Origin of the sequence: Serratia marcescens (assembly GCF_006715005.1) — a bacterium.
Classification (GTDB): Bacteria; Pseudomonadota; Gammaproteobacteria; order Enterobacterales; family Enterobacteriaceae; genus Serratia; species Serratia montpellierensis.
On record NZ_VFMJ01000001.1, the window covers coordinates 4,172,109 to 4,185,362 of the forward strand.

A 13,254-nucleotide genomic window follows, 5' to 3' on the forward strand; every position below is an offset into this window, starting at 1 on the left:
TCATCATGATATTGTTGTTAATTCTTTTTCTGTCGTTCTTATTCAAGCCTGAGTTTATTTCTATCGGTGATGGTACATTTGCAATCACAGTCGCTGTAACTCACTTCCTTCTAAAACTACCATCTTTATCAACATCCAAACGAAGCAGAAATTTAAGCACTCTATTCTTTGCCGCCATTATTATTGCCGAGACAGCTATGTTGCTATCATTCACTTTCTCGCAAAATTTAGCTCAAGCAACATCAAATCGAATTGGCATAACATTAGACAACACCTGTTTTTTACGCAACGAAGTTCTCAGAAATGGGATACCTCGCATTTATATAAATGAGAACAACTCCAACAACGAGCTCGTCAAATTGAACCTTGTTACTAAAGTTAATGATATTTACTACTTATCGATAGAACCTGGTAATGAGATTGAAAGAAAAGCAAACATCAGGATAAAAGGTTTAAACTTAACAGAACTAGACTGTCCGAGAAGGAAAGAGTAATTCTGTGACAAAGGGCTTCAGAACCGTAATAGAGGCCCTTAACCTCGCACAAACAATGCATATTGTTATATAAATCATTATGCTAAGATTTGCTTATGTATTATAGCAAGTCATAGAACAGCACTAGGTATCACTATTACACTGCAGAGGATATCAGCGAAGCTGAAAAGTCATAGGGAAGAGAATGGAAACCGATACGCAAGGAAACGAACCAGAAATCACTCTGTCAGCACTGAGCAATCTGGCATTTTGCGCGCTTGTTGCGTTGGGTATCGCTCGTCAGGATGGCATCGCCAGCACACCGTTGTCGGAGCATCTATTTCTGGTTCGTTGGCTGGCCACCGCCCAAAAGCAAAAGCGATTTCCGAAGTGTGTTGCCATTGATATCGCTTTCCTGCTTGAGCAGGGGCGAAAAAAGGGTCCTTCCAGTAAGCTTCGAGAAAAGCTGCAATACCTGTGGCAATCCTGTACTGAGCCTTTAAGCACACAGTCAGACTTGTTTCGTCTTACTTACGTTACCGAAAAACTGAAAGAGCAAGGCTGGAAAAACTTCACCATGGACAATAAGTCCTGGAAGGATGAGCGCTTTCCGGCATCATGCCCGCCCAATGGGTTTTATACTGAAGAAAGCGCACTACATGCCGTCTATTCAGATGATGGTCGCTTAATCAGCCCGCTGGAGCTTCGGATTGTGGGGGATTTCGACATACTCCTGACGCTAATGGACCAATCGTAAGCGTAAACCCAGCGCCGTATGTAGCCATTAAGCCAGTACTGGTAACTTAGACGTCCACCTGTACAGACGGACATCTAAGTATGGAATCCCAATCCTGGCGAAAAGAACCCCGTAAAAATTATCCCAATGACTTCAAGCTTCGTATGGTCGAACTTGCTTCCCGTCCCGGAGCCTGCGTTGCTCAGATCGCCCGTGAAAATGGCGTCAATGATAACGTCATCTTCAAATGGCTACGGCTCTGGCAGGATGAAGGCCGTATATCACGCCGCCTTCCGGCAACAATCGAATCTTCATCATCACCGACTATGCTGCCTGTTGAGGTGATACCGGATCCAGCGCCAACAGGTGAGACGAACACAAACCCGGATCAGTTCTCAGCGCTGAATGCCACCTCCTGTTGTGTTGAGTTCCGCCACGGCAAAATGACGCTGGATAACCCGTCACCGGAGTTGCTGGCAGTGCTGCTTCGTGAGCTGACCGGGAGAAGTCAATGATATCTCTCCCGTCAGGCACCCGCATCTGGCTGGTTGCCGGGGTCACGGATATGCGTAAATCGTTCAATGGTCTGGGCGAGCTGGTACAGCATGCACTTGATGAAAATCCGTTCTCCGGGCATCTGTTTATCTTCCGTGGCCGCAAAGGGGACACCGTGAAGATCCTCTGGGCTGATGCTGGCGGTCTGTGCCTGTTTACCAAACGTCTGGAAGAAGGCCAGTTTATCTGGCCAGCTGTACGCGACGGCAAAATCGCGATCACCCGCACACAACTTGCTATGCTCCTCGATAAGCTGGACTGGCGCCAGCCAAAAACAGCACGCCTTAACTCACTGACGATGTTGTAAAAAGAACATGACCGCATTATAAATGGGGTCATGAGTCAGGACTATCTCGCCCGTATCGCTGCGCTGGAAGACGCGATTCGCCAGAAAGACAGCCAGCTCAGCCTCGTTGCAGAGACTGAGTCGTTCCTGCGTTCGGCGCTGGCTCGCGCTGAAGAGAAAATAGAGAACGAAGAGCGTGAAATAGAGCATCTGCGGGCTCAGATAGAAAAACTACGCCGGATGCTGTTCGGAACCCGTTCAGAAAAACTACGCCGCCAGGTTGAAGAAGCCGAAGCCCTGCTGAAACAGCAGGAGCAACAAAGTGATCGTTATAACGGTCGGGATAAAGATCCGCAGGTTCCGCGCCAGCTTCGACAGTCCCGCCACCGCCGGCCTCTCCCTGAACATCTTCCCCGCGAGATCCATCGTCTGGAGCCTGCGGAAAGCTGCTGTCCTGAATGCGGCAACGATATGGAGTACCTCAGCGAAGTCAGCGCGGAGCAGCTGGAACTGGTCTCCAGCGCCCTGAAAGTGATCCGTACGGTCAGAGTGAAAAAGGCCTGCACCCGATGCGACTGCATCGTTGAAGCGCCTGCGCCATCACGCCCCATCGATCGGGGTATCGCCGGGCCGGGTCTGCTGGCCCGCGTGTTAACGGCCAAATACTGCGAGCACCTGCCGCTCTATCGCCAGTGCGAAATCTTTGCCCGTCAGGGCGTGGAGCTGAGCCGGGCTCTGCTCTCCAACTGGGTGGATGCGTGCTGCCGGTTAATGGCCCCGCTGGATGAGGCCCTTCATCACTACGTGATGGACTGCCACAAGCTGCATACGGATGATACCCCGGTGCCGGTACTGGCCCCGGGCAGAAAGAAGACGAAAACCGGGCGCATCTGGACGTACGTTCGCGATGACCGGAACGCTGGCTCGTCAGACCCGCCAGCAGCATGGTTCGCCTTCTCACCAGACCGGCAGGGTAAACATCCTCAGCAACATCTTCAGCACTATCATGGTGTGCTGCAGGCGGATGCGTTCGCAGGTTACGATCGGTTGTTCAGCGTAGAACGTGAAGGCGGCCCGTTAACAGAAGCGGCCTGCTGGGCCCACGCACGCAGAAAAATCCACGACGTCTATATAAGTACTCAAACGGCTACAGCAGAGGAAGCCCTGAAACGTATCGGTGAGCTGTACGCAGTCGAAGAAGCCATACGTGGTCTCCCGGCAACTGAGCGGCTGGCAGCGAGACAATCCCAAAGCAAACCACTGCTGGCATCCCTGCATGAGTGGCTGGTAGAAAAAAGCGCGACGCTCTCGAAAAAATCCCGTCTGGGTGAAGCGTTCGCGTATGCCCTGAACCAGTGGGATGCCCTGTGCTACTACTGCGATGACGGTCTTGCAGAAGCAGATAACAATGCAGCGGAGCGGGCCTTACGGGCGATATGCCTGGGTAAAAAGAACTACATCTTCTTCGGCAGCGATCATGGCGGTGTACGCGGAGCTCTGCTGTATGGACTGATCGGAACGTGCAGGCTGAACGGCATCGATCCGGAAGGTTACCTCAGATATATCCTTAGTGTGTTGCCGGAGTGGCCGTCGAACAAAGTGGCTGAACTCCTGCCATGGAATGTGGATCTCACCAATAAATAGCCGTCAATACGGCGCTCGCTTAACGCTTACAGACGAAGTGACCATGTTCGAGGAGTTTGACGAACAGGCAGAGCCCATCCACGTCGGCCCACAGCAGTTTTATCATATCGCCGCGGCGTCCGCAGAAGATGAACAGATGGCCGCTGAACGGATCGTCGTTGAGGACGCTCTGCACGCGCGACGCCAGGCCGTTGAAGCCGTTACGCATGTCGGTCCGGCGACCAGCCAGATGCGGGAACCCGCAGGAAGTGAGATCACCGGCGACCTCGCTTCAATTCGCGAACCAACGTTGCCAGCATGGCCGGCGTAAGGTGGCCAGACAGCTTCGGGCGTGCGCGGCCGATGACTATCTCGCAGGTCTGCTCAGGCCTGGGCGATGATGCCGGTACCGCTGCGGGTAGCAACGGCAACTGGCGTTCGAGAACAACGGGAACGATGTTGTCCGTGATGGTGCTGGCCTCACCCGCACCGTCATCAACGGGGGCGTCGACCAGATGGCGATAGCGCTGACGCCAGGTAAACAGCAGGTTGTCATTAATACCGTGCTCGCGGGCAAGTCGGGCCACGCTGGCACCGGGTTGCAGCGATTGCTGAACCAGGTCGATTTTGAACGACATGGGGTAAGATGCGCGTTTGCGCCGGGCTGTGGGCTCTGTCACCTGTGATAGTGTCCATCTAAATTTAAGTGGACACTATCATCGCCGGATTGACAGGGATCTGACAGACGTCCTCCACGGGGCTCTTACCAAGGAAGCGTTCCCAGCCCTCGTTGTGCTGGAACAGAAGCTTTGCAGGTCGCGGTACGTACATGAAACACAGTATAAAATGCGTCGAGGAAGGTGGAAAGGACTTCGGTTGCGCAGCAGGCGAGCTCACGCAGCAGGCGTGCTACCGTTAAGTGATATCACCTTTGCAAGATATTGTGCGGTAATACTTTCCATCGCTCGTGATACTTGTTCGGGAGAGCCTGCGGCAACCAAGCGCCCCCCTTCATGGCCGGCTCCTGGACCAATATCGATGACCTGATCCGCCTGAGCAACCACACGCATATCGTGTTCAATCATTATCACGGAATTGCCTGCATCAACAAGCCGCTGCAGCTGCACCAAAAGACGGTCTGCATCTAAGGCATGCAGGCCGGTTGTTGGTTCATCTAGGATGTACAGCGTGTGTCCGTGCTGACTACGCTGTAGTTCGGTTATCAGCTTTATCCGTTGTGCTTCTCCTCCCGAAAATTCAGTAGCTGGCTGCCCAAGACGTAGGTAACCCAAACCTATTTCTCCCAGCAACCGGAGGGGGCGTGCCACAGGTTCTTCATCAGCAAAAAACTGACAGGCTTCATCCACCGTCATCTGAAGTACTTCTGAGATGTTTCGCTCCTGCCAGCGGATCCTGAGAGTGTTTTGGTTATAACGTGCTCCATGACAGGTTGGACACGGCGCATACACACTAGGCATAAACAACAGCTCCACACTGACAAGGCCTTCTCCTTCACAGGTTTCACAACGACCTTTTGCCACATTGAAAGAGAACTGACCCGCATCGTAATGATGTTTTTTCGCGGCAGGTGTCCCAGCAAAGAGCTTACGGATATGGTCAAACAGCCCGGTATACGTTGCTAGATTAGAACGGGGTGTCCGACCTATCGGTTTCTGATCAACCTGAACCAGCCGTTTTATCAATTCGATATCTCCACTCAAGGTACCGTAAGTTTTCTCAGTTACAGCCGGTTCCTCTGCTTCGGAATGCACGTATTCTGGCCCATGGCCAAGAGAAGAAAATACCAGCTCAGGTAATGCCTGAGCAATCAAGCTAGATTTACCGGAACCAGATATCCCCGTGACAGTAGTCAGCACGCCCAATGGAATATCAACATCAATCCCCTTAAGATTATGTCGGCGAATACCTCGTAGTGTCAGCCATCCTGATGGCTGACGGGCGAAAGATTGCGGTTGTCGCACTTCATCAAACAAATAACGCGCTGTTCTGGATTCAGAAACTGCTTTCAGACCTTCCGGCATACCACTGTAGAGAATATGTCCTCCTTTTTCACCGGCCTCCGGGCCCACATCAACCAACCATTGTGCCCGTCGCATAAGGTCAAGATCATGTTCAACAACAAAAACTGAGTTGCCGGTATCCCGGAGATTTTCAAGCGCATCGTAGAGCGCATGGCTGTCCGAAGGGTGCAAACCTGCTGATGGTTCATCAAGAACATAGACTACACCAAATAGCATTGAACTAAGCTGAGTGGCAAGACGCAGTCGCTGAAGCTCTCCGGCGGACAGAGAAGGAGTTGCTCTGTCCAGTGTCAGATAACCAAGCCCCAGTTTCTGCAACTGATACAACCGGTTCATGACACCTCTGGTCAGCCGCTGTGCGGCTAATCGTTTCTCTTCCGATAACACAAAAATGGGATGAGACTCTTTGCCGGATTCAGTGTGTTCTGTCCGGTCCCGACGGCGGATATCTCTGTCGACATCCGCATCAGCGTGGTGGGCGCTGGAATCCCCCCTGGAAATCGGAAGGAGTAGTTCTCTCAATTGGTCTAAGGGCATCTGCATAAATTCACCGATGTCCACACCGGCAAAGGTGACGGACAATGATTCAGGTTTCAGCCTTTTCCCGTGACAGACAGGACACAGCTTGCTTTCCATAAAGCGAGAGACGCGTTTTTTCATCAGCATGCTTTGTGTGTTGGCGAAGGTATGCAGAACATAACGTCGTGCCCCCGTGAAAGTTCCGATATAACCTGGAGTCAGCTTTTCCCTGACGGCGGCGCGCGTGTCTTCAGGACTAAGTCCAGGATAGACCGGTACAGTAGGGGTATCTTCGGTAAACAGGATCCACTGGCGGTCTTCCGCTGGAAGGCTTTTCCAAGGAATATCGATGTTATAGCCCAGGGTCACCAGAATGTCTCGCAGATTCTGTCCGTACCAGGCTCGGGGCCAGGAGGCAATGGCTCTTTCACGAATACTGAGTGAGGGATCGGGCACCATCAGCGCTTCAGTCACCTCATAGATATGGCCCAAGCCGTGACAGGAAGGACATGCCCCATGTGGTGTGTTGGGAGAAAAATCCTCGGCATACAGCATCGGTTGTCCGGCCGGATAGGAACCCGCCCGGGAGTACATCATTCGCACCAAGCTGGATAAAGTAGTCACACTGCCGACAGAGGAGCGCGAGTTATTAGCACCATGTTGTTGCTGAAGGGCAACGGCTGGAGGCAGTCCATCAATGCTGTCCACGTCCGGAACGCCGGCCTGATCAATGAGGCGACGCGCGTAAGGGGCAACCGATTCAAAGTAGCGCCGTTGCGCTTCGGCATAAATAGTACCAAAGGCCAGTGATGACTTACCCGAGCCTGACACGCCAGAAAAGACAACCAGTGTATTGCGCGGAATAGAAACATCCACATCTTTAAGATTGTTCTCCCTAGCACCGCGAACCACAACAGAATTGCTGTCGTCAGCCAGGACCTGAGGATGACCGTAAAGTTTCTTTGACATAGTATTTCCTGTATTACGTGAGTCCATCCAAGATCAGATCATGGCCACATGGTTCTGTTTGAATAACCCCGACTTTATTAGAGAGTAATTTTAGCAATACTCTGCCGTTAACACCGAAGCGTAATAGTTCATTTCAGCTTCAGCAGGAGGGATATAGCCCAGGCGACCAAGCAGCCTTTTGTTGTTGTACCAGTCTACCCAGACCAGCATGACCAACTCCACTTCCGTCCGGTTTTTCCAGCTCTGGCTGCGGATCACCTCCGTTTTGTATAAGCCGTTGATACTCTCTGCCATCGCATTATCGTAGGAGTCGCCGGTGGTGCTGACTGACGCCAGTATTTCCTCCTCTTTCAGTCGATTTGAGTACGCCAGTGAGACATATTGCGACCCCCGGTCTGAATGATGGATACCCCTTTTACCCGGACGCCAGGCCCAGAGCGCCTGCTCCAGCGCATCCAGTACCAAATAAGTTTCCATCGACGTTGAGACCCGCCAGCCAAAGATGCTGCCGCCGAACACATCGACGATAAAGGCCACATACACGAAGCCTGGAGCTGGGCTAACGTAGGTAAAATCAGCCACCAAAAGCTGATTTGGCCGTTCCGCCACGAACTGTCGATTCACCAGGTCATCCGGGGTAGTCGCATTTTCATCGCTGCGCGTTGTTTTCACGCCTTTGCCACGGCGGACACCAAACAGGCCCATTGCCCGCATCAGTCGTTCTACCGTACAACGCGCCACTTTGATGTCTTCGCGCCGAAGCTGGAGCCAGACCTTCCTCACGCCATAGAGCCGTTTGCTCTCATCATAGACGCGTTCAACCTCCTGACTGAGCTCTTCATCGCGCCGCTGGCGGACGCTGCGGAGTTCCGGATTTTGCTGTTGCTTTCGCTGCCAGTAATAGGTTGCCGGGGCAATATGCAGTTCCTGACATACCGGCTCGACCCCATGTTGTTCCATCAACGGTGCCGTCAGTGGCGCTATTTCTTGCAGTGGCGGTCGAGCTCCGCTTGGGCAAATACGCTGACGCCAGTCGCAGAATATCGTTGCTACGGCGAAGCTCGCGGTTCTCTCGTTCGAGCTCTTTAAGACGCTGCCGCTCATCCGCATTGAGATTGACCTTCACCGCCAGGCGTTGTTCATGCTGCTTGATCCACAGACGTAACGTCTCCGGAATGCAACTAATTTTGGGCGCGATGGAGCAGATCTCCTGCCACTGAGAGGCATGTTCATACTGTGTTTCCAGCACCAGATTTACGGCGAGCTCCCGAACTTCGGGTGAGTAACGTTTGGTCGTATTCATAGATCCTCTACTTTAACAGTATAGGTTCTAATTCAACCGGTGCTATTCAGTTGCTGGAACGGGGCGGAGCCCGCGCGATAACAATCGAACTCAGTGACTGCTATACCATGTGGCGGCTATATGAACGCATCCCGTTTGCAAGGCTTCCATGGTGTTGACGTTGACGGTAGGTTGCAGCTCTATATCCAGCTTTGTTGCAGTCGATGCTGCGGGCCTCGATGTAGTACCGCCTGCTGCTCCTCGGTTTTCACAGCGACAGCTTTAGCCGGCTGCTGAACCGCCATCCAGATAGCACGCGCATCCATGACGTCATTTTTGTTGCCCATCACGCAGGCCTTGACGAATTTCCCCTGGAGTAACCTGACCTTATTCCCCAGTTTTTCCAACTCACGTGCCCAGTGCAGGGAACCGCCGCAGGCCTCCATGCCAATCAGGCAAGGTTCACGATTGCTGAAGTATTCCAGTAGCGAATCACGTTTAATCTGTTTATCGATAACCTCACCAGTGTGCTTATCAATGAAGTGAACCTGCATCAGATGTTTTGCGATATCGATACCAATAGGGGTATATTTCATCTCGTGGATCCTCCAGTTATCAGAGAGCTTTATGCCTCTCGTATTGGGCACCATGATGCCGGAAGTCTGCGAGGATCCACACACCCCACCTACCGCCTCTTTCGCCCCTCTCAAATAGTTGGGATGCGTTCATTTCATTCTCTTGGTCCAACACCGCAGGAACATCCAGACGGCAGGGATATTCTTCCTTTGATTGCCTTATCGAAAATGGATGTTTGGGGGAGCTTACAGCGATCACGCCAGTTTGAGAATTGAGATGCCCAGCATAATTGAAACAATTCCGAACCAGCCGAGCTGGCGTGAGCTTTTGTTTAAAGAGCACTAATCCCGCCACTGCGGTCAGCAGAATGCCCGAACCTCCCCACAGTGCGTAGGCAATCGACAAGTCAATGCCCTTTGCTGCCTGGGATAAAGCGGTGAATGACACCAAGATGCAGAAAATACCCAGTAAACCCATCAGGCGTTTTCTGAACCCGTCCGAATACTTGATGAATATATTGGCGACGACCTCCAGCGAAATAGCGATTGCCATGAGGGCGTAATGAATGAATTCAGTGTGTTGCATAATTCACCAACGTTTTGTCGCTCCGAAATTAACCATGACAACACCAGCGATTAGAACGGCCATTCCCGATAGCTTGTATATGCCCATACTCTCGGTGAAAAAACAAAAACCGATGAAGGCAATGGTTATCAGGCCGATTGTCTCCCAAGTGGCATAAGCTAGGGCGATGGGCAAATCCTTTACCGCCATCGCCAGAAAATAGAACGAGAGGCCGATCGTGGCATACATAAAGATAAAGGCAGTGACAGAGCCCGAACCTGACACAAATTTCATCACTGTCACTCCCGTGACTTCTGCAGCAATTGCCACAAACAGGAATAGCCAGGGTTGAAGTCTCATGTTTTTCTCCGTCGATTTGCTTAAAACGGTGTTATTATGTTTATAGATATGGGCGGAAGAAAGATGAAGCCCATCCTTTTTTTTGATGGAATGTCTGTATGCAATGGAATCTCGACCAGTTACGTCAATTTATCGCCGCCGCTGAACACGGCTCGATCAGCGCGGCTGCACGCCATTTGGGCAAGGCGCAGTCAGCCGTCAGCACGGCCATCGGCTTGCTGGAGGCCGATTTGGGTGTGGAGCTGTTTGATCGCACCAGGCATCGGGTTACCTTGTCCGACGTGGGTCAGTTGCTGTTGCTGGAAGCGCAGGAGCTGCTGCGGCAAGCACAGTCGTTAGATCAGCTGGCGCTATTGCTGTCGGACGGCGGCAAGGCCAAGCTAGCACTGGCGTTCGACGAGGCGCTGCCCTATACCGCGATCGGTCACTTGGTGCACGAAATATCCGAATGTTTCCCCTACATGGAGCTGGCGCTTTTCAATGGCACTGCTAATGAGGTCGCAAGCTATGTTGATCAAAAGCGTGCTGATATTGCTTTCCATTTTGATCGAGGGCCGTTGCGGAATTGTTTCGATCAACGCTATATTGGCTCACTGCCTCAGGGGATATTCGTGGCCAGCGGTCATTCACTGTTGGATGAGCAGCCGGTGGCGCGTAAAGACTTGGCTCGCTACCGGCAATTACTGATTCATGCCGAGGACGAGCAGGCCATTGCATACAGCCCGAGGTTGTGGCGTTCGGATAGCTTTTACTGTATCGCCGAAATGATAGCCGATAACTTGGGGTGGGCTATCCTGCCAGTCAACATCGCAAAGCACGAAAGCTACCTAAAGTCACTGCGGCAGGTGTTTTGCCCATCGTTGGTGTTGCCGCCGCTGCCGGTACGCATGATATGGTGCCATGGTGGGCAACTGGACCCGAACACGGAGTGGATTTCGACTCGATTTGCCGAGTTGCTGAAGCTTTCGACATGAGTACCCGCAACACAAGCTGCAGCAGTGCCGGACAGAGCGCTACAATTGCTGCCAAGATAAGAGCATCGGAAGCTTTGCAAACGGGACACGGCCATATAGAAATACATGTTACATTAATCGCAGACATCGCTAAAAATGAGTTATTTCGTATATAGATTTTACTCAAGCCGACTGTCAAAGTTACACTGTTTGCTAGGATTAGGTGTCTTTAAATCTCTGAGGGTTATATTCCCCGCCGCTTGCGGCGTAGACTAACTGGATGAGCGAATACATCCATAAAAGCCATAATATTACAGTGCTAATGTACCATCTTGTTTTGCCAGCAAAATATCGGCGTGCGGTGTTTGATGATCGTGTTGATGAAACTCTGAAAATGGTGTGTCTGGATATAGAGCTACGCTATCAGGTGAAGTTTCTCGAAATAGGTACGGACAAAGATCACGTGCATTTTCTCGTGCAATCAGTGCCTACGTATAGCGTGACCAAAATCGTTACGATAATCAAAAGCCTGACTGCTCGTAAAGTATTCAGACGCTGCCCATAAGTGAAGAAGGCTCTGTGGGGAGGTGAGTTTTGGACTGACGGCTATTTTGCAAGTACGGTCAGCAAGCATGGAGATGAGCAGATGATTGGGCAGTACGTCAAAAAATCAAGGCAATGAATACCACAAATTGCATTCAGATCATCAATTGGCACTGTTTTGAGATACCCCGCTGCTTGCGGCGGGGTTGTTCATTTTTCGGATTAAGGTGACGTGTTGGCATTAATAAAACTTGCTGTGGGTCTTGGTAACCCAGGACAAATTCATGAGTGGAATAGGCATAATTCAGGATCCATTTTCATTACCCGATTGGTAAGTCAGTATCATGCAACGATGACTAAAGTTAGAGGTCAACCATATAAAACTGCAATCATAAACATAAATGGAGAAGCTGTTAGCGTTATTATTCCTTTACTGCCATTAAATAATAGTGGCGCATTTATTTTTTCGCTTATGCAGAGATTGAAAATTAAGAATGACGAACTCTTAATCGTTCATGATGATCTGGATATTCCGCCGGGTCAAGCTAAAATAAAATATAGTGGAGTACACGATAGACATAAAGGGGTTATTGATATAGTTAATGCAACTGGGCATAACCCTGATTTCTATCGGCTTCGTATAGGGATAGGTCATCCGGGAAGAAAAGGTAATGTAATAGATTATGTTATGCAGGATCCAAAAGAAGAAGAGTTGAAATTAATTTACCAGGCAATGGATAAAGCAATCGAGTGTTTTGAATTATTGCAAACTGTTGGTGTTAATCGTGCAAGGGAAAGATTACATTCCTTCTCGGCCTAACGTGAGCGAAGCTACAATAGGGGTCAGTTTGGGGAACGGGAATTTTTGTACTATAAGGGCTTGCCCGGCATGTCAACGCCGGTGTTTACGGTTTCTGTCTGCACTTCTGTCAAAAATTAAAGGGGGGAGAGACTGCGGTACTATAAACGGCACTGTTGCAAAAATCGGCAGGTGATAAACTCATCGTCACCTTTTGCTGACGGAGCAGCACGTGCCCCCCTTCAAAGGCCGGCATTTTCAGCGTGACATCATCCTGTGGGCGGTACGCTGGTACTGTAAATACGGCATCAGCTACCGTGAACTGCAGGAGATGCTGGCAGAACGCGGCGTGAATGTCGATCACACTACCCTTTACCGCTGGGTTCAGCGTTATGCGCCTGAAATGGAAAAGCGACTGCGATGGTATTGGCGTAACCCTTCCGATTTTTGCCCATGGCACATTGATGAAACGTACGTGAAGGTCAATGGCCGCTGGGCTTATCTTTACCGTGCCGTCGACAACAGGGGCCGCACTGTTGATTTTTACCTCTCCCCGCGTCGTAACAGCAAAGCTGCATACCGGTTCCTGGGTAAAATCTTCAACAACGTGAAGAAGTGGCAGATCCCGCGTTTTATCAACACGGATAAAGTGCCTACCTATGGCCATGCGCTTGCACTGCTCAAACGCGAAGGTCGATGCCCGCCTGACGTTGAACACCGACAGATTAAGTACCGGAATAACGTCATTGAATGCGATCATGGCAAGCTGAAAAGGATAATCGGCGCCACGCTGGGATTTAAATCCATGAAGACAGCTTACGCCACAATCAAAGGGATTGAGGTGATGCGTGCACTACGCAAAGGCCAGGTCTCACCATTTTATTATGGAGATCCCTTGGGCGAGATGCGCCTGGTAAGCAGAGTTTTTGAAATGTAAGGCCTTTGAATAAGACAAAAGGCTATCTCTCCGCTAA

General features: G+C 51.0%; 12 protein-coding genes, 4 pseudogenes and 1 other annotated feature. Of the genes and pseudogenes, 9 read left to right on the forward strand and 7 right to left on the reverse strand.

Features of this window, described 5'->3' with window-relative positions; genetic code table 11:
- Window positions 1-5 precede the first annotated feature (5 nt).
- The 5 genes from FHU12_RS20330 to tnpC all read left to right on the forward strand — a co-directional run bounded on the left by FHU12_RS20330 (window position 6) and on the right by tnpC (window position 3,694).
- Window positions 6-494 (forward strand): hypothetical protein, encoded by a 489-nt coding sequence (locus FHU12_RS20330; RefSeq protein WP_141971436.1) that lies wholly within the window; start codon window positions 6-8, stop codon window positions 492-494.
- A 184-nt stretch (window positions 495-678) separates the two neighbouring features.
- The gene (locus FHU12_RS20335) at window positions 679-1,230 is read left to right on the forward strand and encodes a DUF2913 family protein (RefSeq protein ID WP_141971438.1); all 552 of its coding nucleotides are present in this window, start codon (window positions 679-681) and stop codon (window positions 1,228-1,230) included.
- Between the two features lie 80 nt (window positions 1,231-1,310).
- Window positions 1,311-1,724, forward strand: coding sequence for an IS66-like element accessory protein TnpA (gene tnpA / locus FHU12_RS20340; RefSeq protein WP_141971440.1), 414 nt, complete (start codon window positions 1,311-1,313; stop codon window positions 1,722-1,724).
- Entirely contained in the window at window positions 1,721-2,071 is a 351-nt protein-coding gene (gene tnpB, locus FHU12_RS20345) for an IS66 family insertion sequence element accessory protein TnpB (RefSeq protein ID WP_141971441.1), read from the forward strand. Before tnpA (FHU12_RS20340) ends, tnpB (FHU12_RS20345) begins: the two co-directional genes overlap by 4 nt.
- A gap of 30 nt (window positions 2,072-2,101) precedes the next feature.
- Window positions 2,102-3,694 (forward strand): IS66 family transposase, encoded by a 1,593-nt coding sequence (tnpC, locus tag FHU12_RS20350; RefSeq protein ID WP_141971442.1) that lies wholly within the window; start codon window positions 2,102-2,104, stop codon window positions 3,692-3,694.
- 31 nt (window positions 3,695-3,725) lie between these two features.
- Here tnpC and tnpB (FHU12_RS20355) read toward each other — a convergent pair.
- The 7 genes and pseudogenes from tnpB (FHU12_RS20355) to FHU12_RS20385 form a co-directional block, all read right to left on the reverse strand.
- Window positions 3,726-3,952, reverse strand: a pseudogene (tnpB, locus tag FHU12_RS20355) (IS66 family insertion sequence element accessory protein TnpB); the annotation flags it as partial.
- Complete coding sequence (tnpA, locus tag FHU12_RS20360) at window positions 3,949-4,353, reverse strand: IS66-like element accessory protein TnpA (protein WP_260440749.1); 405 nt, start codon at window positions 4,351-4,353, stop codon at window positions 3,949-3,951. The gene tnpA (FHU12_RS20360) and the pseudogene tnpB (FHU12_RS20355), both read right to left, overlap by 4 nt.
- 213 nt (window positions 4,354-4,566) lie before the next feature.
- Complete coding sequence (locus FHU12_RS20365; RefSeq protein WP_141971444.1) at window positions 4,567-7,203, reverse strand: excinuclease ABC subunit UvrA; 2,637 nt, start codon at window positions 7,201-7,203, stop codon at window positions 4,567-4,569.
- A 90-nt stretch (window positions 7,204-7,293) separates the two neighbouring features.
- Window positions 7,294-8,506 (reverse strand): IS3 family transposase gene (locus tag FHU12_RS20370; RefSeq protein WP_141971445.1). Its coding sequence is split into 2 segments (ribosomal slippage): window positions 7,294-8,221 and window positions 8,220-8,506, totalling 1,215 coding nucleotides; the frame shifts between segments, so codons are not numbered across the junction.
- Window positions 8,113-8,228, reverse strand: a sequence feature (AL1L pseudoknot). It overlaps the preceding gene by 116 nt.
- A gap of 221 nt (window positions 8,507-8,727) precedes the next feature.
- Window positions 8,728-9,081 (reverse strand): annotated as a pseudogene (locus FHU12_RS20375) (IS110 family transposase); the annotation flags it as partial.
- Between the two features lie 234 nt (window positions 9,082-9,315).
- A pseudogene (gene mdtI / locus FHU12_RS20380) lies at window positions 9,316-9,646 on the reverse strand (multidrug/spermidine efflux SMR transporter subunit MdtI).
- 3 nt (window positions 9,647-9,649) lie between these two features.
- Window positions 9,650-9,985 (reverse strand): SMR family transporter, encoded by a 336-nt coding sequence (locus FHU12_RS20385; RefSeq protein WP_141971446.1) that lies wholly within the window; start codon window positions 9,983-9,985, stop codon window positions 9,650-9,652.
- 98 nt (window positions 9,986-10,083) lie between these two features.
- On the opposite strand from FHU12_RS20385, the gene FHU12_RS20390 reads away from it, so the two are divergent.
- From FHU12_RS20390 to FHU12_RS20405, 4 genes and pseudogenes are all read left to right on the forward strand, one after another.
- Window positions 10,084-10,959: a LysR family transcriptional regulator gene (locus tag FHU12_RS20390; protein ID WP_141971447.1), complete on the forward strand. Its 876-nt coding sequence runs from the start codon at window positions 10,084-10,086 to the stop codon at window positions 10,957-10,959.
- Window positions 10,960-11,218: 259 nt separating this feature from the next.
- Window positions 11,219-11,663: pseudogene (tnpA, locus tag FHU12_RS20395) on the forward strand (IS200/IS605 family transposase).
- A 53-nt stretch (window positions 11,664-11,716) separates the two neighbouring features.
- Window positions 11,717-12,301, forward strand: coding sequence for an aminoacyl-tRNA hydrolase (gene pth / locus FHU12_RS20400; protein ID WP_185742332.1), 585 nt, complete (start codon window positions 11,717-11,719; stop codon window positions 12,299-12,301).
- Between the two features lie 211 nt (window positions 12,302-12,512).
- Window positions 12,513-13,217: an IS6 family transposase gene (locus FHU12_RS20405; protein WP_141971449.1), complete on the forward strand. Its 705-nt coding sequence runs from the start codon at window positions 12,513-12,515 to the stop codon at window positions 13,215-13,217.
- The last annotated feature ends 37 nt before the right edge of the window (window positions 13,218-13,254 follow it).

Coding starts and splice junctions, on each gene's coding strand:
- FHU12_RS20330 (WP_141971436.1), top strand. CDS start 6: ATGATATTGTTGTTAATTCTTTTTCTGTCGTTCTTATTCAAGCCTGAG.
- FHU12_RS20335 (WP_141971438.1), top strand. CDS start 679: ATGGAAACCGATACGCAAGGAAACGAACCAGAAATCACTCTGTCAGCA.
- tnpA (WP_141971440.1), top strand. CDS start 1,311: ATGGAATCCCAATCCTGGCGAAAAGAACCCCGTAAAAATTATCCCAAT.
- tnpB (WP_141971441.1), top strand. CDS start 1,721: ATGATATCTCTCCCGTCAGGCACCCGCATCTGGCTGGTTGCCGGGGTC.
- tnpC (WP_141971442.1), top strand. CDS start 2,102: ATGAGTCAGGACTATCTCGCCCGTATCGCTGCGCTGGAAGACGCGATT.
- FHU12_RS20365 (WP_141971444.1), bottom strand. CDS start 7,203: ATGTCAAAGAAACTTTACGGTCATCCTCAGGTCCTGGCTGACGACAGC.
- FHU12_RS20385 (WP_141971446.1), bottom strand. CDS start 9,985: ATGAGACTTCAACCCTGGCTATTCCTGTTTGTGGCAATTGCTGCAGAA.
- FHU12_RS20390 (WP_141971447.1), top strand. CDS start 10,084: ATGCAATGGAATCTCGACCAGTTACGTCAATTTATCGCCGCCGCTGAA.